General features: G+C 73.6%; 19 protein-coding genes and 1 riboswitch. Of the genes, 6 read left to right on the forward strand and 13 right to left on the reverse strand.

Translation table 11 applies throughout. The features are described from left to right. Positions 1–124: 124 nt before the first annotated feature. Complete coding sequence (locus tag ACIP82_RS03730) at positions 125–2170, forward strand: AAA family ATPase (protein ID WP_400651135.1); 2046 nt, start codon at positions 125–127, stop codon at positions 2168–2170. 50 nt (positions 2171–2220) lie between these two features. On the opposite strand, the gene ACIP82_RS03735 is transcribed toward ACIP82_RS03730, so the two are convergent. The 10 genes from ACIP82_RS03735 to ACIP82_RS03780 form a co-directional block, all read right to left on the reverse strand. Then, complete coding sequence (locus ACIP82_RS03735; RefSeq protein ID WP_363605005.1) at positions 2221–3207, reverse strand: NAD-dependent epimerase/dehydratase family protein; 987 nt, start codon at positions 3205–3207, stop codon at positions 2221–2223. A 176-nt stretch (positions 3208–3383) separates the two neighbouring features. Then, complete coding sequence (locus ACIP82_RS03740; protein WP_363605006.1) at positions 3384–4430, reverse strand: hemolysin family protein; 1047 nt, start codon at positions 4428–4430, stop codon at positions 3384–3386. Then, complete coding sequence (locus tag ACIP82_RS03745) at positions 4427–5770, reverse strand: hemolysin family protein (protein WP_363605007.1); 1344 nt, start codon at positions 5768–5770, stop codon at positions 4427–4429. The genes ACIP82_RS03740 and ACIP82_RS03745 overlap by 4 nt, the downstream gene beginning before the upstream one ends. 238 nt (positions 5771–6008) lie before the next feature. Further along, complete coding sequence (locus ACIP82_RS03750; RefSeq protein WP_363605009.1) at positions 6009–6446, reverse strand: PH domain-containing protein; 438 nt, start codon at positions 6444–6446, stop codon at positions 6009–6011. A 135-nt stretch (positions 6447–6581) separates the two neighbouring features. Next, positions 6582–7430: an ATP phosphoribosyltransferase gene (gene hisG, locus ACIP82_RS03755; RefSeq protein WP_363605010.1), complete on the reverse strand. Its 849-nt coding sequence runs from the start codon at positions 7428–7430 to the stop codon at positions 6582–6584. A gap of 51 nt (positions 7431–7481) precedes the next feature. Beyond that, complete coding sequence (locus ACIP82_RS03760; RefSeq protein WP_030306151.1) at positions 7482–7754, reverse strand: phosphoribosyl-ATP diphosphatase; 273 nt, start codon at positions 7752–7754, stop codon at positions 7482–7484. 111 nt (positions 7755–7865) lie between these two features. After that, positions 7866–8339 (reverse strand): 6,7-dimethyl-8-ribityllumazine synthase, encoded by a 474-nt coding sequence (gene ribH, locus ACIP82_RS03765; RefSeq protein ID WP_363605012.1) that lies wholly within the window; start codon positions 8337–8339, stop codon positions 7866–7868. Between the two features lie 77 nt (positions 8340–8416). Next, complete coding sequence (locus ACIP82_RS03770; RefSeq protein ID WP_400650505.1) at positions 8417–9676, reverse strand: bifunctional 3,4-dihydroxy-2-butanone-4-phosphate synthase/GTP cyclohydrolase II; 1260 nt, start codon at positions 9674–9676, stop codon at positions 8417–8419. Continuing rightward, complete coding sequence (locus ACIP82_RS03775; protein ID WP_400650507.1) at positions 9673–10317, reverse strand: nicotinamide riboside transporter PnuC; 645 nt, start codon at positions 10315–10317, stop codon at positions 9673–9675. The genes ACIP82_RS03770 and ACIP82_RS03775 overlap by 4 nt, the downstream gene beginning before the upstream one ends. Continuing rightward, positions 10314–10985 carry a riboflavin synthase gene (locus tag ACIP82_RS03780; RefSeq protein WP_400650509.1) on the reverse strand — a complete coding sequence of 224 codons (672 nt, stop codon included), beginning with the start codon at positions 10983–10985 and terminating at the stop codon, positions 10314–10316. Before ACIP82_RS03780 ends, ACIP82_RS03775 begins: the two co-directional genes overlap by 4 nt. 192 nt (positions 10986–11177) lie before the next feature. Beyond that, positions 11178–11305: riboswitch (FMN riboswitch) on the reverse strand. 400 nt (positions 11306–11705) lie between these two features. Between ACIP82_RS03780 and ACIP82_RS03785 the strand changes: the two genes are divergently transcribed. Then, on the forward strand, positions 11706–11954 hold the full coding sequence (locus tag ACIP82_RS03785) for an SCO4226 family nickel-binding protein (protein ID WP_363605016.1): 249 nt from the start codon (positions 11706–11708) through the stop codon (positions 11952–11954). Positions 11955–12099: 145 nt separating this feature from the next. Here the strand turns inward: ACIP82_RS03785 and ACIP82_RS03790 are convergent, their stop codons facing one another. After that, complete coding sequence (locus tag ACIP82_RS03790) at positions 12100–12405, reverse strand: antibiotic biosynthesis monooxygenase family protein (RefSeq protein ID WP_400650512.1); 306 nt, start codon at positions 12403–12405, stop codon at positions 12100–12102. 126 nt (positions 12406–12531) lie between these two features. Between ACIP82_RS03790 and ACIP82_RS03795 the strand changes: the two genes are divergently transcribed. Next, entirely contained in the window at positions 12532–13227 is a 696-nt protein-coding gene (locus ACIP82_RS03795) for an MSMEG_1061 family FMN-dependent PPOX-type flavoprotein (RefSeq protein WP_363605018.1), read from the forward strand. A 105-nt stretch (positions 13228–13332) separates the two neighbouring features. On the opposite strand, the gene ACIP82_RS03800 is transcribed toward ACIP82_RS03795, so the two are convergent. Beyond that, positions 13333–13551 carry a DUF1508 domain-containing protein gene (locus tag ACIP82_RS03800; RefSeq protein ID WP_363605020.1) on the reverse strand — a complete coding sequence of 73 codons (219 nt, stop codon included), beginning with the start codon at positions 13549–13551 and terminating at the stop codon, positions 13333–13335. 153 nt (positions 13552–13704) lie between these two features. On the opposite strand from ACIP82_RS03800, the gene ACIP82_RS03805 reads away from it, so the two are divergent. After that, positions 13705–14124 (forward strand): HIT family protein, encoded by a 420-nt coding sequence (locus tag ACIP82_RS03805; RefSeq protein WP_400650514.1) that lies wholly within the window; start codon positions 13705–13707, stop codon positions 14122–14124. A gap of 55 nt (positions 14125–14179) precedes the next feature. On the opposite strand, the gene ACIP82_RS03810 is transcribed toward ACIP82_RS03805, so the two are convergent. Further along, the gene (locus ACIP82_RS03810; protein ID WP_400650517.1) at positions 14180–14956 is read right to left on the reverse strand and encodes a GntR family transcriptional regulator; all 777 of its coding nucleotides are present in this window, start codon (positions 14954–14956) and stop codon (positions 14180–14182) included. A 243-nt stretch (positions 14957–15199) separates the two neighbouring features. Here ACIP82_RS03810 and ACIP82_RS03815 point away from each other — a divergent pair, with 243 nt between their 5' ends. Then, positions 15200–16291: a glycoside hydrolase family 19 protein gene (locus ACIP82_RS03815; RefSeq protein WP_363605165.1), complete on the forward strand. Its 1092-nt coding sequence runs from the start codon at positions 15200–15202 to the stop codon at positions 16289–16291. A 126-nt stretch (positions 16292–16417) separates the two neighbouring features. Beyond that, positions 16418–17488: a serine hydrolase domain-containing protein gene (locus tag ACIP82_RS03820; RefSeq protein WP_400650520.1), complete on the forward strand. Its 1071-nt coding sequence runs from the start codon at positions 16418–16420 to the stop codon at positions 17486–17488. The last annotated feature ends 3 nt before the right edge of the window (positions 17489–17491 follow it).

Raw genomic sequence — 17491 nt, forward strand, 5'->3', positions numbered from 1 at the left:
CCCGCCGGCCGAGCCCCGAGGCACACCGCGGGGGGCGTGAGTGACGACGGTGGACAGTTCCGACGGCAACAACGCGGGCGGCCCGGGCCCGAACCGGCTCGCCGACCGCGCCTGGCTGCGTGCCATGGACGCCTACACGGCGGGCGCGTACGCCCGCGCGGAGGAGGAGTTCCGGGTGGCCGTCCGGCTGGACCCGGGGATGGCCGACGCCTGGCTCGGCCTGCACGCGCTGCGCAGCGACACCTCCGGCGCGCTGCTCGCGATGTACCGGCACCAGAAACGTTTCGGTGAGCAGCGCCGACGCCACCAACGCCCGCTCAGTTCCTGGTACTGGCTGGGCTGGTGGGTGCAGCCGGTGCTGGAGAACACCCGCGACCTCACCCTCGCCCATGCCTCGCACTGGCTGGACGGCCGCCATCTCGCCGAGCTGGAGCGGGCGTTGGAGCAGTGTCCGGCGCCCGCCGAGGATCCGTCGGCACGCTTCCTGTACGCCTGCCGGTCCTATCTGCTCAAGGACTGGGAGCAGTTGATCCGGGACACCGACCGGCTGCTGGACGACCCGCTGCTCGGCATCGAGGCCGGACTGTTCGCGGGCATGGCGCGGGTCCGGCTGGACATGTGCGCGCAGGCGCAGGCACCGCTGGCGGCCTCGCTCGCCCGCTGCCGCTCCGAGCAGCCGCAGCGCAAGGAGTTGCGGTACTGGCTGGCGCGCTCGTACGAGGGGGCGGGGCGCAGCGCTGCGGCGCTGCCGCTCTACCGGGCGGTGCACCGGGCCGATCCGGCGTTCATGGACACCGCGGCCCGGCTGGCGGCGATCTCGGCCGAGGACGGTGTGGTCGACGCGCTGCTGGACGCCGTCGGTGCGGCCGGCCGGGAGACCGGGAGGCCGGGCGAGGCCTTCGACGACGCGGAGTTGGACGGTACGGGGCTGGAGGCCGCAGGAGTGGACGCGGCCGACTTCGGGGCGGACTTCGGGGTCGGGTCGTACCCGGCGGAGTTCGGCGGGCCGGCGCAGGCGCCGGAGGAACCGGAGGCGGAGGCGGCTGCCGGGTCGGCCGTTCCGGTGCCGCCGGACGGAACGGCGGCACCCGTCGGGAGCGGCGGCGCCGGTGAGCCCGGCGGGCCGGGCGACACGGCGGAGGCGGGCGCCGACCAGGGCGCCGGGGCCCCGCCGCTGGCGGCCGGTGAACGCTCCGGCTCGCCGCTCCCGCCCGCCGCCGCCCCGCCGGGGGCCGGTACCGGTCCGGCGGCGGCACCTGGCGGGGCGGCGGCGCCCCGGACGGCGAGCCCCTTCACCGCCGAACGCGGCGGCGACGAGCGGGAGTTGGACGCCGCACTGGCCGAGCTCTCCCGGATGGTCGGCCTGGAGCCGGTGAAGCGGCAGGTCCGGGCGCTCTCCGCGCAGTTGCGGATGTCCCGGCTGCGGACCGAACAGGGCCTGCCGGTGCAGCCCCCGAAGCGCCACTTCGTCTTCTCCGGCCCCTCCGGCACCGGCAAGACCACGGTGGCCCGCATCCTCGGGCGGGTCTTCCACGCCCTCGGGCTGCTCTCCGGGGACCATCTGGTCGAGGCCCAACGGGCTGACCTGGTCGGAGAGTTCCTCGGTCAGACCGCGGTCAAGGCGAACGAGCTGATCGACTCCGCACTGGACGGTGTGCTGTTCATCGACGAGGCGTACAGCCTCTCCAACTCCGGCTACAGCAAGGGCGACGCGTACGGCGACGAGGCGCTGCAGGTGCTGCTGAAGCGGGCCGAGGACAACCGCGACCGGCTGGTGGTGATCCTGGCCGGCTACCCGGAGGGCATGAACCGGCTGCTGGCCACCAACCCCGGCCTCAACTCCCGCTTCACCACCCGGGTCGACTTCCCCAGCTACCGCCCCGGCGAGCTGACCGCGATCGGCGCGGCCCTCGCCGACCGGGACGGCGACGGCTGGGACGAGGACGCGGGCGAGGAACTGGCGAGCATCTGCACCCATGTGGTCCGTGAGGGCTGGATCGACGACCTGGGCAACGGCCGGTTCATCCGCACCCTCTACGAGAAGTCCTGCGCCTACCGGGACCTGCGGCTCTCGATGCTGCGCGAGCCGCCGGGCCGGGAGGACCTGGCGACGCTGCGGCTGCCGGACCTGGTCCAGGCGTACGGCGAACTGATCGACGGCCGGGGCTGAGCCTCACGCCCCGGCCGTCGCGCCCGAGCCTCACAGCCCGGCCGGCCGGGTCAGCCCTGGAGCAGCCGCGCCTCGCGCACCGGGTCGAGACCGACCGCCGGGCGGTCGGCCCGCTGCGGGGCGGTACCGCCGATCGAGCGCAGCCAGGACCAGGTGGACTCGACCGTCTCGGCGACCGGCCGGCAGCGCAGCCCCGCGGCCACCGCACGGCCGACGTCCGCCCCGTGCAGGAAGTCGCACAGTTCGCCCGGCGGCAGCCAGATCGGCAGCTCGGTCCACGGCTCGACGCCGGCCGCCAGGATCCGCTCGGGGTCGGTCCAGCGCAGCTCGGCGTCGGAGCCGGTGGTCCGGACGCAGGCCTCCAGCAGCTCCCCCATCGTGGCGTGCCCGGCCTCGCTGACCAGGTTGTACGGGCCGCCGAGGCCCGCCGCGACGGCGTCCAGCGTCCAGCCGGCGAGGTCGCGCGCGTCGATGTACTGAAGGCGCAGGTCGCGCGGGCCGGGGGCGAGCACCGGGCCGCCGCGCGCGATCCGGTCCAGCCACCAGGGCAGCCGGCCGATGTTCTCGTACGGGCCGAGGATCAGCCCGGCGCGGGCCAGCAGCGCACGCTCGCCGAACTCCGCGAGCACGGCGAGTTCGCCGCCGCGCTTCGCCTCCGCGTACGGCACCTCGCCGTCGGCGTCCGGCGAGGCCGCGACCACCGGGGCGTCCTCGTCCGCCCCGGCGGCGACCGGGGAGTCGTACACCGACCGGCTCGACACGTACGCGTAGTGGCCGACCCGGCCGGACAGCAGCCGCGCGGTGTCGCGCACCGCGACGGGCGCCCAGGACCAGGTGTCCACCACCGCGTCCCACTCCCCCTCGGCCAGCGCGGCCAGCCCGCCCTCGGCGGTCCGGTCACCGTGCAGGCTCGCCACCCCCTCCGGCGCCGCCTGCGACCCCCGGTGGAAGGCCGTCACCTCCCAGCCCCGTGCGAGCGCCTCCGCCGCTACGGCGCGGCCGACGAACTTCGTTCCACCCAGCAGTAGCAGCCTCATGCCGACCACCCTGCCTCCGGGCGGCCGGAATGGGAACAGCCGCACGCTCTGAGCGGAATCGCCCACAGCTGAAAGCCCGTCACCTCTGTGCCGGGACGGCGGGGCGGCGGGCCCGGAAACGGCACCGGACCGGGCACCCCCACGGGGCGCCCGGTCCGGTGGCCGGCCGGTCGGGGCTACGCCGCCGAGCGGTGGTCCGGGTCGTACACCTCGCCGACCAGCTCCTCCACCACGTCCTCCAGCGTGACCATGCCGAGCGTGCGCCCGTCCTGGTCCAGCACGGCGGCCAGGTGGCAGGAGACACGGCGCATCGCACCGAGCGCGTCGTCCAGCGGAAGCGTGCCGCGCAGCACCGTGATCGGGCGCCAGAGGCGGGCCGGGACGGGGGCCGACGGGTCCTCGACGTCGAGGATGTCCTTCAGGTGCAGATAACCCAGGTAGCCGTGGCCGGCCGGGTCGCCGTCGGCGACCGGGAAGCGCGAGAAGCCGGTGCGCAGCGCCAGCTCCTCGATCTGCGCGGCGGTCACCTTGGTGTCCACGGTGACCAGTTGCTCGGGCTTGAGCAGCACGTCCGTGAGCGGGCGGCGGCCCATCTCCAGGGCGTCCTCCAGCCGCTCCTGGCGGTCCTCGTCGAGCAGGCCGGCGTCCCGGGAGTCGACCAGCAGGTACATCAGCTGCTCGGTGGTGAAGACGGACTCCACCTCGTCCTTGGCCTCGACCTTGAACAGCTTGAGCACTCCGTTGGCGAAGGCGTTCAGGAAGCTGATCACCGGCGCGAGCCAGCGGGCCAGGCGGTCCAGCGGCGGGCCGAGCCAGAGCGCGGCCTTCTCCGGACCGGCCAGGGCCATGTTCTTGGGCACCATCTCGCCCACCACCATGTGCAGGAAGACCACCACGGCGAGCGCGATCCCGAACGAGAGCGGGTGCATCAGCCCGCTGGGGATGCCGATCGCGTGGAACGGGCCCTCCAGCAGGTGGGCGATGGTGGGCTCGGCGAGCGCGCCGAGACCCAGCGAACAGACGGTGATGCCGAGCTGGGCGGCGGCGAGCATCGCGGAGACGTTGGAGAGCGCGTGCAGCACGGTGCGGGCGCGCTTGTTCCCGGCCTCGGCGAGCGGTTCGATCTGGCTGCGCCGCACCGAGATCACGGCGAACTCGGCGCCGACGAAGAAGGCGTTGCCGAGGAGCAGGAGTACGGCGACGGCCAGTTGGAGCGCGGTCATCGGTTCCCGTCCTCGGTGTCGCCGAAGTGGTGGTGCTCGGCGGTGCGTTCCACCCGCACCCGGCTGGTGCGGTGCCGGTCGACGGCCTCCACGGTGAACCGCCAGCCCGGCAGCTCGGCCTGCTCACCCGGGACGGGCAGCCTGCCGAGCAGGTCGGCGACCAGGCCGGCCAGGGTCTCGTACGGACCGTCGGGGGCGTGCAGGCCGATGGCCTCCAGCTGGTCGGTCCTGGCCCGGCCGTCGGCCGCCCAGACGGGCAGCCCGTCCACGGGCGGCAGCGGGACCAGTTCGGGGGTGTCGGCGGGGTCGTGCTCGTCCTGCACGTCGCCGACGATCTCCTCGACGATGTCCTCGACGGTGACGACGCCGGCGGTGCCGCCGTACTCGTCGACCACGATGGCCATCGGCTGGAGCCGGCGCAGCTGGTCGAGCAGCCGCTCGGCGGGCAGGGTCTCGGGCACCAGCAGCGGCGGCACCGCGAGTTCGGCGACCCGGACCAGTCCGCGCCGGGCCGACGGGACGGCGAGGGCGTCCTTGAGCGTGACGGTGCCGGTGACCTCGTCCAGGCTGTCGGTGTAGACCGGGAAGCGGGAGAGGCCGGTCGCCCGGGTGAGGTTGAGGACGTCGGCGGCGCTGGCGTCGCGCTGGAGGGCGGCGACGTCGACGCGCGGGGTCATCACCGACTCGGCGGTGAGGTTTCCGAGTCCGAGGGTCCGCACGAAGAGCGTGGCCGACTCCTCGTCTATCGCGCCCGCCTTGGCGGAGTGCCGGGCGAGCGAGAGCAGTTCGGCGGGGGTGCGGGCGTGGCCCAGCTCCTCCTGCGGCTCGATGCCGAAGGCGCGGACCGTCCGGTCCGCGGCCCCGTTGAGGAAGCTGATCAGCGGGCGGCAGACGAAGGAGAACGCCATGTGCGGGGCGGCCACCGCGCGGGCCACCTGGAGCGGCCGGGAGATCGCCCAGTTCTTCGGGACGAGCTCGCCGATCACCATCTGCACCACCGTGGCCAGCAGCATGCCGATGATGACGGCGGCGCCGCGGGCGGCCGAGTCGGGCAGGCCGACGCCGGTGAACAGCGGCTGGAGCAGGACGGAGAGCGCCGGTTCGGCGAGCATGCCGACCACCAGCGAGGTGACGGTGATGCCGAGCTGGGCGCCGGAGAGCTCGAAGGAGAGGTGCCGCAGCGCCCGGGACACGCGGCCGGCCTTGGCGTCGCCGCTCTCGGCGGCGCGGTCCACCGCCCCGCGCTCGACGGTGACGAAGGCGAACTCGGCGGCCACGAAGAGGCCGTTCGCGAGGATGAGGAGAAGGGCCGCGAACAACAGCAGCCAGGCGGTGATCACAGTGCCGCCTGCCTTCCAACGGTCGGAAGTAGGGCGGCGCAGGTACTACCGGACGGATCGTCCATCGAGGGGAAGTGTCACTCCTCAGGTCGTTTTCGGGTAGGGCAGAACCTTTGCCCTACTTTTACCAGCGTAAACCATACCCGGACGGGCGTAGGGAGCCTGTTCGGACCCGCCGGACCCGCTGTTTCGCAGGTGGGGTCCGGTCGGGTCCTCAGGTCCGGCGGGCCGGGGCGGGTCAGGCCCGGCCGCGGCCCTCGACCAGGTCGCGCAGCGCCCGGGCGTCCGCGATGGCCTGGGCCTTGCCGACACCGGACTGGATGCCGACCGCGGCGAGCGAGGTGCCGTCGGCCAGGTCGAGGGTCGCCCACGGGTCGCCCTGGCGGAAGTTGACCCGGACGATCTCGGCCCAGGCCAGCCGCCGGCTGCGGACGAAGTTGACCACGGTGACGCCGTCGGCGTCGGCGCTGACCCGGGGGCGGGCCAGCATCACACCGACGCCCGCGAACAGCACCCCGCTGAGCACCATCATGATCCGGTCGTTGAGCTGCCAGTTCTCCGGGAGCGCGACGGCGATCGCGACGAACATCACGACCAGCAGGGCGCAGACCGGCAGCAGGACGGCCCGGGTGCGGCGCGGCGCCCAGGTGACGGGAAAGGCGGCGGGGGTGGACACGTGGGTCTCCGAGGGGTTCCGGGGTTCCGGGAGGTGCCGGTCACGGGGGGGATGTCGAGGAAAAGGGCGGGGACGCGTTCGGCGTCCCCGCCCTATTCAATCGCGGCTTAACTCCGCGGCCGGGACCGCGGGGGGTCAGAGGCGGCAGGCGTGGATGTTGGTGACCAGGATGGCGCGGGCGCCGATGTTCCACAGGTCGTCCATGATCCGCTGGGCCTCCTTGCGGAGCACCATCGAACGGACGGCCACCCAGCCCTCGGTGTGCAGCGGGGAGACGGTCGGCGACTCCAGGCCGGGGGTCAGCGCGACGGCCGCGCTGACGTGCTCGGCGCGGATGTCGTAGTCCATCAGCACGTAGCGGCGGGCCACCAGCACACCCTGGAGGCGGCGCAGGAACTGCTCCACGCCCGGGTCGGACTCGGCGCCCTTGGGGCGGATCACCACGGCGTCGGAGACCAGGATCGGCTCGCCGAACACCTCCAGGCCGGCGTTGCGCAGGCTGGTGCCGGTCTCCACCACGTCGGCGATCACATCGGCGACGCCGAGCTGCACCGCGGTCTCCACCGCGCCGTCCAGCTTGGTGACGGTGGCCTTCACCCCGTGGTCGGCGAGGTGCTGCTCGACCAGGCCGGTGTAGGAGGTGGCGATCCGCAGGCCCTCCAGGCCCTGCACGTCCTTGACCTCCACGCCCTCCGGGCGGGCGAAGCGGAAGGTGGAGCCGCCGAACCCGAGGGCCAGCACCTCCTCCGCGTTGGAGTGCGAGTCCAGCAGCAGGTCGCGGCCGGTGATGCCGATGTCCAGCCGGCCGGAGCCGACGTACACGGCGATGTCGCGCGGACGCAGGAAGAAGAACTCGACCTGGTTGTCCGGGTCGACGAGGACGAGCTCCTTGGGGTCCTTGCGCTGCCGGTAGCCGGCCTCATGGAGCATCTCCGCCGCGGGACCCGAGAGCGAACCCTTGTTGGGGACGGCGATGCGCAGCATGGAGGTCGGTTCCTTACCTGTTGGTGGGTGGGGTGTGCGGTTCGGGCCGGTTCAGAGGTACTTGTAGACGTCGTCGAGCGTCAGCCCGCGAGCGACCATCATCACCTGAAGGTGGTAGAGGAGCTGGGAGATCTCCTCGGCGGTCTGTTCGTCCGACTGGAACTCGGCGGCCATCCAGACCTCGGCGGCCTCCTCGACGACCTTCTTGCCGATCGCATGAACGCCCTGCTGGACGAGCTGCGCGGTACGGGAGGACGAGGGGTCGCCGGTGGCGGCCTTCTGCTGGAGCTCGGTGAAGAGCTCCTCGAATGTCTTCGAAGCCATGATGGGAGTCACCTTACGGCGTGCGGGCTTACGGGCGGTAAACGGTCCCGGACCGTGGACGGTCCAGTGGACGTCCACGGTCCGGGACCGCGGGTGGGCCGGGCCGGGCGGTCAGGCGGCCCGGCGCAGCGCCGCGGCGGTGGCGACGGCGGCGGTGACGGCCTCGTGGCCCTTGTCCTCGGCGGAGCCGGGCAGGCCCGCGCGGTCGAGCGCCTGCTGCTCGTCGTCGCAGGTCAGGACGCCGAAGCCGACCGGTACGCCGGTGTCGACGCTGACCTGGGTGAGGCCGACGGTGGCGGCCTGGCAGACGTAGTCGAAGTGCGGGGTACCGCCGCGGATGACGACGCCGAGGGCGATCACGGCGTCGTAGCCGCGGTCGGCGAGCCGCTTGGCGGCGACCGGCAGCTCGAAGGTGCCGGGCACCCGCAGGACGGTCGGTTCGGCGATGCCGAGCTCCTTGAGGGCGCGGTCGGCACCGTCCAGCAGCCCGTTCATCACCTGGTCGTGCCACTGGGCGGCGATCACGGCGACCTTCAGGTCGGCGGCGTCGTCGATGGTCAGCTGGGGGGCTCCGTGGCCGCTCATGTGCGTACTTCCTCTTCTCACGGGTGGGCGGGGCCTCGCGGGGCCCGCCGGTCGTCCTGGGGTGCGGGGCGGTCGGTTCAGGAGCCGAGGCCGGGCAGGTCGTGGCCCATCCGGTCGCGCTTGGTGCGCAGATAGCGCAGGTTGTGCTCGCCGGCCGGGGTCTCGACCGGCTCGCGGCCCTTGACCTTGAGGCCGTGCTCGGTGAGCGCGGCGAGCTTGTCGGGGTTGTTGGTGAGCAGGGTGAGCGAGCGCACGCCGAGGTCGCCGAGCATCTGGGCGCCGATGCTGAAGTCCCGGGCGTCGGCGGGCAGGCCGAGGTCGAGGTTGGCGTCCACCGTGTCGCGGCCCTGTTCCTGCAGCTCGTAGGCGCGCAGCTTGTGCGCCAGGCCGATGCCCCGGCCCTCGTGGCCGCGCAGGTAGAGCACGATGCCCCGGCCGGCGGCGGCGACCTTGCGCAGCGAGGCCTCCAGCTGGGGGCCGCAGTCGCAGCGCAGCGAGCCGAACACGTCGCCGGTCAGGCACTCGGAGTGGACCCGGACGAGGACGTCCTCGCCGTCGGGGAGCCGGCCGTCGGCGTCCAGGCCGCCGGCGACCAGGGCGATGTGCTCGATGCCGTCGATCGTTCCCCGGTATCCGACGGCGGTGAACTCGCCGTGGACGGTGGGCAGCGCGGTGACGGCGGCCCGGTCCACGTGGAGCTCGGTGCGGCGGCGGTAGGCGATCAGGTCCTCGATGGAGATGATGGCCAGGCCGTGTTCGCGGGCGAAGGCGACCAGTTCGGGCAGCCGGGCCATGCTGCCGTCGTCGTTGACCACCTCGGCGATGGCGCCGGCGGGCGGCAGTCCGGCCAGCCGGGCCAGGTCGACGGCGGCCTCGGTGTGGCCGGGGCGGACCAGGACGCCACCCTCGACGGCGCGCAGCGGGAAGATGTGCCCCGGGCGGGAGAGGTCGCCGGGCTCGGTGCCGGCCGAGGAGAGCAGCCGGACGGTGCGGGCCCGGTCGGCGGCGGAGATACCGGTGGAGACGCCGTCCCTGGCGTCCACCGAGACGGTGTAGGCGGTGCCCTTGCGGTCCTCGTTGACCTGGGTCATCGGCGGGAGCCTGAGGCGGTCCAGGTCGGCGCCGGTCATCGGAACGCAGACCACGCCGGAGCTGTAGCGGATGGTGAAGGCCATCAGCTCCGGGGTGGCGGCGGAGGCCGCGAAGACGATGTCGCCCTCGTTCTCGCGGTCCTCGTCGTCGACCACGATCACCGGGCGGCCGAGCGCGATGTCGGCGACGGCCCGCTCGACGGGGTCGAGGGCGAGGTCTTCCTCGGTGGCGGGGCTGGTGCTCATGCGGAGGCTCCCTGGAGGACGGTGTCGTTCGCGGGGCGGGCCGTGCGGCCGCGCAGCCACCAGGCGCGCAGACCGAGCATGACCAGGACGAAGTAGATGCTGTAGGTGAGGCCGGAGAAGACCAGGCCGTTGTTGAAGGCGAGCGGGACGCCGACCAGGTCGACGGCGACCCAGGCGAACCAGAACTCGACCCAGCCACGGGCCTGGGCGATCATCGCGGTCAGCGTGCCGACGAAGATGTAGGCGTCCGGCCAGGCGTCCCAGGAGAGTTCCGGGAAGACGGTGAACAGGGTGCCGACGGCGAGGGTGCCGAGCGCGGTACCGCCGATCAGCAGGGCGCGTTCCCGGCCGGTGGCGAAGCGGATCTGAACGCCGCCCTCGCCCCGCCGGCCGCGCCGCCACTGGGTCCAGCCCCAGATCGCGGCGAGGATCACCACGAACTGCTTGCCCACGCCGCCGCTGAGGTGCGCGGACCAGTAGGCGCCCACCAGGACGACGCCGGAGAGCAGTTGGACGGGCCAGGTCAGCCGGGAGCGGAGCCAGCCGAGGGCGAGTGCGGCCAGGCCGAGCAGGTTGCCGATCATGTCGGACCGGTAGACGTCCTGGCCGAGCAGGTGCATGGTGCCGTTGAGCCAGTTCACGAGGCGTCCTTGGCGGTCTCGGTGGGGACGGGGGGCAGGGCGCGGTCGGCGAGCAGGCGCTCCACGTACTTGGCGAGGACGTCCACTTCGAGGTTGACGCTCTCGCCGACGGCCTTGGCACCGAGCGTGGTCAGCGCGAGGGTGGCGGGGATGAGGCTGACGGTGAAGGTGTCGCGGGCGGCCTCGACCACGGTGAGGCTGATGCCGTCCACGGTGATCGAGCCCTTCTCCACCAGGTAGCGGGAGATGGTGGCGGGCAGCGAGAAGCGCAGGACCTCCCAGCGGGGCAGGCCGTCGGCGCCGAGGTCGCCGGGTGCGCGGCTCAGCAGGGTGGCGGTGCCGTCGACATGGCCCTGGACGAGGTGTCCGCCGAGCCGGGCGCCGAGGGCCATGGCGCGTTCGAGGTTGACCGGGGAGCCGGGCCCGAGCGCGCCGAGGCTGGAGCGGCTGAGCGTCTCGGCCATCACATCGGCGCTGAACTCGCCACTGTTGGAGGCCAGTTGATCGGGGGTGTCGACAACGGTCAGGCAGACGCCGTTGACCGCGATGGAGTCGCCGTGGCGCGCGCCCTGACAGACCACCGGGCCGCGCAGACGGATTCGCGAGGAGTCGCCGATCTTCTCGATCGACACGACCTCGCCGAGCTCTTCGATGATGCCGGTGAACACCCGGGTTCTCCTCGCGCTTGGGGCGCGGACTCCGGGGCGGCACTGGGAGATGACACGGACGGGCATGGACACACCCGGGCTCACGGCAGCACCCGTCACCGGGGTCGCCGAAGCCGCCGGGAAAGAGAACTCCCCCGTCGGGTACGCCTCCCGCGGTCCACCGGGGGACCACGGGTACTGCTCATCGTCCGCCGCGCACGCCTCCCATCCGGACTTTAACCGTCGGTCCAGGAATTTCACCTGGTCAACCGGCCGCTGGCTGCGGACGGGTCGCGGACTGTAACCGCCGGTTCGGATTTTCACCGACCCCGGAGTGCGCTGAACGTCACTGCTACTACTGCCGTCATTGTGCCATGGCCCGTGCGGGCCGAGGGAGGGGCTTTCGCTGTGGGCTGTTTCACGCCCCGGACGGGAATGCGCCGGGGTGCGCGGGAGCGCCGGGTCGGCGGCGCACACGCCGGGCGCGAGGGACCGTCAGGGCTCCGGCGGCGGCGTCTCGTCGGCGGTGCGGCGTGGCCGGCCGGCGCTCGGCGGTGCTCAGGGTCCGGTGGAGGGCCGCCGGACGGCGGGGTGGAGGTGCGGTCGAACCGGCGGGCCGGGACGGCCGGGCGCCCGGTGGCGCGGCGGGGTGCGGGGAGCGCACGCTGGTGGTGGAGGCGGAACGAGGCCGCGCCGGGACGGCGGCCACCGTCCGCCCGGACTTCTGGAGGTGCGAGCGCGATGGCCAAGTTCATGGATGTCCACCACGGCATGACCGGCATCACCGACGAGGATCTTCGCAGGGCCCACCAGGCCGACCTGGCGGTCGAGGCCGACGAGGGCGTGCACTTCGAACACGCCTGGGGCGACCCCGAGTCGGGCACCGTCTACTGCCTCTCGGAGGCGCCGTCCAAGGAGGCCGTCCAGCGCGTCCACGAGCGCGCCGGCCACCCGGCGGACGAGATCCACCCGGTGCCGATCACGGCCTGACCGCGGCGCGAGCGGTCCGGAGCGCGGCGGGCCGACCGGTGCGCCGGTCGGCGAACCGGTGGCCGCGGGTCGCCCTGGCCGGGCCGCCCGGCCTGTCTGGCCCGTCCGGCCCGTCTGGCCTGTCCGGCCCGTCTGGCCCGCCCGGTCAGAAGACCGGGCCGGGCATGAAGTGGGAGACCTCGGGCGGGTGGACGAGATGGCGCAGCTCCCCCTCGGACCAGACCGGTCGGATCCGCCACATCGGCCCGGCGTAGTCACGCAGGGCGGCCTCGTCCCGCCACCGGGTGAGCACCATGATCCGCCGGCCGTCGTCGGTCACCGAGCGCAGCAGCTCGCCGCCGAGGCAGCCGTCGATCTTCCCGAGCTCCGGGAGCACCCGCGTGGTCAGCAGCGCACAGAACTCTTCGGCGTGCCCGGCCACGACCTGCCCGGACCAGAGTCTGACGATCACGGCCACCACCTCCGACGGGAACCCCTGCTCCATTATCCGCACAAAACCGCAGGTGGGAAGGGTGCGGACGATCGTTCGAAGGGTGTGCCCCGAGGGTGCGGGCAAGGGCTCCGCTAGATTTTCGGTATGACCAGCACACCGGAAACTGTCGCTCCGTCAACCGCCGGGCCGGACCGTCCGGGGGGCCTGTTCGCAGCCCTCGACGCGAACGCCGTCCGGGATGCCGCGCAGCTGCGGGAGATCTACGAGCAGCCGAGCGACCACGCCCGGCGCAAGCAGGTGGACCACCTGCACGAGGTCGCCCGGCGGCTGATCGCCTGCTCGTCGCTGGTCTTCGTGGCCAGCGCCGACGCGGCCGGGCGCTGCGACGTGTCGCCGCGCGGCGGGCCGGCCGGGCTGGTGTCGGTGCTGGACGAGTACACGCTGGCCATCCCGGACGCCACCGGGAACAAGCGGCTGGACACCCTGCACAACATCGTCGAGACCGGACAGGTCGGGCTGATCTTCGTGGTGCCGGGCCGGGACACCACGCTGCGGGTCAACGGGCGGGCCTGTGTCTCCACCGACCCGCGGCTGCTGGAGCAGCTGACGGCGGTCGGCAAGCCGCCGCGCAGCGCGATCGTGGTGGCGGTCGAGGAGGTCTACTCGCACTGCCCGAAGGCGTTTCTGCGGGGCTCGGCGTGGAAGCCGGAGAACTGGCTCGACAAGGCCGCGCAGCCCAGTTCGGCCGAGGTCACCCTCTCGCACCTGCGGGACCCCTCGCTGACCGTCGAGATGATCGAGCAGAACGAGCGGGAGGCGCTGCTCTACCGCTACGAGTAGGGCGGGCGGCCGGAGCGCGGGGCGCGGGCCGGCCCCGGAGACCTCTCGGGACCGGCCCGCGCGGTCGCGGCCGGTTCGGGCCGCGGCGGCTCAGACCACAGCGGCTCAGACCGCGGCCTTGGCGACGTCGACCACCGTGGCGTCGGCGGCCGCCCGCTGGACGGCCTCGATGCCCTTGCGGGCGGCGTCCTTGCTGGCGTATCCCTGGCCGGTGGCGACGATCTCGCCGTTGCCCGCCTTGAGCCGGAAGCGGAACTTGCCGCCGGCGTCCTCGTAGACCTCGAACTTGCCCGGCATCCGGGCCACCTCCTCGACGGGGCGCACGGCGCGCCCCTCCAGCACCGTGCGCCCGGCCGGACACCGGCCGCACCCGGTCGGCGGCCGGACGGGTGATGGACGGGCGGTCACGGGCAGGCGGGCGGTGCCGGGGCCGTTCGCGGAGGTGCCGGGGCGGCGGGCGGTGGTTTGAATGGACGGATGGAGTGCGCGTTCTGTGCGGTGGTGGCGGGTGCGGCCCCCGCGCACCGGGTGCTGGACGACCGGGTGGCGGTCGCCTTCCTGGACCGGCGGCCGTTGTTCCCCGGCCATGTCCTGGTCGTGCCGCGCGCCCACCACCCCACGCTGGCCGACCTGCCGGTGGCCGAGGTCGGCCCGTTCTTCCTGCGGGTGCAGCGGGTGACGGTGGCCGTGGAGCGCGGGCTCGGGGCGGCGGGCAGCTTCGTGGCGGCGAACAACCGGATCAGCCAGTCGGTGCCGCATCTGCATGTGCATGTGGTCCCGCGCAATCCGAAGGACGGGCTGCGCGGCTTCTTCTGGCCGCGCGGGACGTACCCGGACGAGGCGGGCGCGGCGGAGGTCGCCGCGCGGCTGCGCGCGGCGCTCGGTCCGCCGGAGTAGCGCCCGGCGGGGGTGCCCGTCCCGGGGTGGCGCCCACTCCGGGTGGCGCCGCGGCTCAGTCGGCCGCGGCGAGGCGGGTGGTGAAGCTGAACCGGTCGCCGCGGTAGAGCGAGCGCACCCGTTCCAGCGGGACCCCGGCCGCGTCCCTGGTGAGCCGGTGCAGCAGCAGCATCGGCAGGGCCGGCGGGGTGCCGATCAGCAGCGCCTCGCGCGGGGAGGCGAGCACCGTCTCGATCCGCTCCTCCGCCACGCCGAGCCCGATGCCCGCCCGCTCCCGCAGGAAGGCGTAGAACGACGAGCCCGGATCGAAGTCCCGGTCCAGCGCGGGCACCCGGGCCACCGCCAGGTAGGTGCTCTCCAGGCCGACCCGTTCGCCGTCCGCGAGCAGCACCCGTTCCAGATGCCAGACCCGCTCCCCCGCCGCCAGCCGCAGCCGGCCGGCCAGTTGGGGGTCGGCGGCGAGCTGCTCCAGGCCGATCAGGGTGCGGCCGGGGACGTGACCCTGCCGGCGGACCCCCTCGGTGTAGCTGGCCAGCGACAGCGGCTGCTCCAGCTTCGGCCCGGCCACCACGGTGCTGCGGCCGCGCCGGCGGACCCGGCCCTGGATCAGCAGGTCGCGCAGCGCCTGGCGGAGGGTCTCGCGGGCCACCTCGAAGCGGACGGCGAGCTCACGCTCGGTCGGCAGCACGCCGCCCTCGCCGAGTTCGTCGAGCAGTGACTCCAACTGCCCTTTGACCGCATAGTACTTGGGCACCCGCCCGTGCTCCGGGATACCCGATCTGATCGGCCCGCCGGGGCCGGACGGGACGGCGGGGCCGGGGGTGTCGTCCATCCGGCCATCCTCCCAGACCGGGTCGGCCCGGACCGAATCCGGCCGACGGTCCATCATGTTACCCCCGAACCCCTTGACAGGTATAGACCATTCCGCTTGAGTCTGGGTCAGCCCCGTACCGGCCCCAGCCCCGGTCGGCCCGTCCCCCACGACGTGCCCTCGCACGGGGCCGGCCCCCTGCCCCGACAGTCCCTACCTCCACGACCGTGCGGCCCCCACCGCACAAGGGGTGATGAAGTGTCATTGAAACGCCTGCTCGCGCTGGTCTCCGCCGTGGTCACGGCGCTGGCGGTCGCGCTGCTGCTGCCCGCCGCCTCCGCCAACGCGGCGGCCTGCGCCACTCCCTGGAACGCGGCCACCGCGTACACCGGCGGCGCGGCCGTCTCCTACAACGGGCACAACTGGTCCGCGAAGTGGTGGACCCAGAACGAGACCCCGAGCACCACCGGTACCGGCGTCTGGGCCGACCAGGGCGCCTGCGGCGGCGGCCCCACCGACCCCACGCCGACCCAGGGCTCCTGCGTCTACCCCGACTGGGTCGCCGGGCGCACCTACACCACCGGCACGATCGTCCGCTACACCAACGGCGGGTTCTACCGGGCCACCCATGACAACCCGGGCTACGACCCGGTGATCAGCACCTGGTACTGGGAGCCGTACACCTGCGGCACCACGCCGACCGGCACCCCCTCGCCGACCCAGACCCCCAACCCGGGCGGATTCCCGGTCAGCCAGGCCCAGTTCAACCAGATGTTCCCGAACCGCAACCCCTTCTACACCTACCAGGGCCTGCTGGACGCCACCAGCGCCTACCCGGCCTTCGCCGCCACCGGCAGCGACACCGTCCGCCGCCAGGAGGTCGCGGCCTTCCTCGCCAACGTGAACCACGAGACCGGCGGCCTGGTCTACGTCGTCGAGCAGAACACCGCCAACTACCCGCACTACTGCGACGCTTCGCAGCCGTACGGCTGCCCGGCCGGGCAGGCCGCGTACTACGGTCGCGGTCCGATCCAGCTGAGCTGGAACTTCAACTACAAGGCGGCCGGCGACGCCCTGGGCATCGACCTGCTGCACAACCCCAACCTGGTGCAGACCGACCCGGCCGTCGCCTGGAAGACCGCGCTCTGGTACTGGAACACCCAGACCGGCCCGGGCACGATGACCCCGCACAACGCCATGGTCAACGGGGCCGGCTTCGGTGAGACGATCCGCAGCATCAACGGCACCCTGGAGTGCAACGGCGGCAACCCCGCCCAGGTCCAGAGCCGGATCAACTCGTACCAGAGCTTCACCCAGATTCTCGGCACCACCCCCGGTGCCAACCTGAGCTGCTGACGGCCCGCCGTCGGCAACCCCGCCCCCGCCGCTCCCCCGGGTACCCCACGGCACTCGTCGGCTCCCCGACGCCTGCCCCCGGAAAGCGGCGGGGGCGGGCTCCGGAGACGCCCTAGGCTCGCTGTCATGAGCAATCTTGGCAGCCTTGTCCAGCAGACCGCCGACCGGGTCGCCGCCCAGCAGGTCGGTGTGGTGGTCGCCGGGCTGGCCGGGGGTGCGGTGGAGATCCGCGGCGCCGGACGCACCGGCGGTCCGGACGGCGGCGTGCCCGGCCCGGGCACCCTGTTCGAGATCGGCTCGGTGACGAAGGTCTTCACCTCGCTCGCCCTGGCGCGGCAGGTGCTCACCGGTTCGGCCGCCCTGGACGAACCGCTCTCCGCCGCCCTGGCGGACGCGCTGCCGGCCGGCGCCGCCGTCCCGGCCAGGGGCGGCAAGGCGATACGGCTGCGGCACCTCGCCACCCACACCTCGGGGCTCCCCCGCCTGCCCGCCGGGACACGGCTGCCCGCCCTGCTCCACCCGCGCAGGCCCGATCCGTACGCCCGCTGCACCAGCGACGCCCTGCTGGCCGGGCTCGCCCGCACCCGGCTGCGCGCCGCGCCCGGGCGCAGCTTCCGCTACTCCGACCTCGGCGCCGGGCTGCTGGGCCTGGCGCTCGCCCACCGGGCCGGCACCGGGTACGAGGAGCTGGTGGCACGGGAGGTCTGCGGGCCGCTCGGGCTCGCCGACACCGTGGTGACGGTCGGCGGGGAGCGGTCCGCCCGGCTCGCCCAGGGCCACACGCCGGGCGGGCGGCCCGTACCCGGCTGGCGCCTGGCCGACCTGGCGGGCGCCGGTGCGCTGCGCTCGACCGCCGCCGACCTGGCGGTACTCCTGCGCGCGCAGCTGGCGTCCGGGCGGGAGAGGGAGGCGCCGCTGGCCCCCGCGATAGCGCTCACCCGCGAGGTGAGGCACCGGGTGAACCCGTTCGCCTGGACGCATCTGGGCTGGCTGGGCCACCGTCTCCACGCCCACCAGGGCGGCCATCTGCAGATCTGGCACAACGGCGGCACCGGGGGCTTCCGGTCCTTCGTGGCCTTCGATCCCGAGAAGCAGGTGGGCGTCGTCGTGCTGGTCAACACCCGCCGTTCGGCCGACGCGGCGGGCACCGCGCTGCTGCGCAGGCTGCAGAACGAGTTCGCGACAGCCGCCGGGTAGGGC

It is taken from the genome of Kitasatospora sp. NPDC088548 (genome assembly GCF_044753005.1).
In the GTDB taxonomy this organism is placed as follows: Bacteria; Actinomycetota; Actinomycetes; order Streptomycetales; family Streptomycetaceae; genus Kitasatospora.

What these genes read in the sequence shown, in the direction of transcription:
- ACIP82_RS03730 (WP_400651135.1), top strand. Translation starts at nt 125, where the DNA reads ATGGACGCCTACACGGCGGGCGCGTACGCCCGCGCGGAGGAGGAGTTC.
- ACIP82_RS03735 (WP_363605005.1), bottom strand. Translation starts at nt 3,207, where the DNA reads ATGAGGCTGCTACTGCTGGGTGGAACGAAGTTCGTCGGCCGCGCCGTA.
- ACIP82_RS03740 (WP_363605006.1), bottom strand. Translation starts at nt 4,430, where the DNA reads ATGACCGCGCTCCAACTGGCCGTCGCCGTACTCCTGCTCCTCGGCAAC.
- hisG (WP_363605010.1), bottom strand. Translation starts at nt 7,430, where the DNA reads ATGCTGCGCATCGCCGTCCCCAACAAGGGTTCGCTCTCGGGTCCCGCG.
- ACIP82_RS03760 (WP_030306151.1), bottom strand. Translation starts at nt 7,754, where the DNA reads ATGGCTTCGAAGACATTCGAGGAGCTCTTCACCGAGCTCCAGCAGAAG.
- ribH (WP_363605012.1), bottom strand. Translation starts at nt 8,339, where the DNA reads ATGAGCGGCCACGGAGCCCCCCAGCTGACCATCGACGACGCCGCCGAC.
- ACIP82_RS03770 (WP_400650505.1), bottom strand. Translation starts at nt 9,676, where the DNA reads ATGAGCACCAGCCCCGCCACCGAGGAAGACCTCGCCCTCGACCCCGTC.
- ACIP82_RS03785 (WP_363605016.1), top strand. Translation starts at nt 11,706, where the DNA reads ATGGCCAAGTTCATGGATGTCCACCACGGCATGACCGGCATCACCGAC.
- ACIP82_RS03795 (WP_363605018.1), top strand. Translation starts at nt 12,532, where the DNA reads ATGACCAGCACACCGGAAACTGTCGCTCCGTCAACCGCCGGGCCGGAC.
- ACIP82_RS03805 (WP_400650514.1), top strand. Translation starts at nt 13,705, where the DNA reads ATGGAGTGCGCGTTCTGTGCGGTGGTGGCGGGTGCGGCCCCCGCGCAC.
- ACIP82_RS03810 (WP_400650517.1), bottom strand. Translation starts at nt 14,956, where the DNA reads ATGGACGACACCCCCGGCCCCGCCGTCCCGTCCGGCCCCGGCGGGCCG.
- ACIP82_RS03820 (WP_400650520.1), top strand. Translation starts at nt 16,418, where the DNA reads ATGAGCAATCTTGGCAGCCTTGTCCAGCAGACCGCCGACCGGGTCGCC.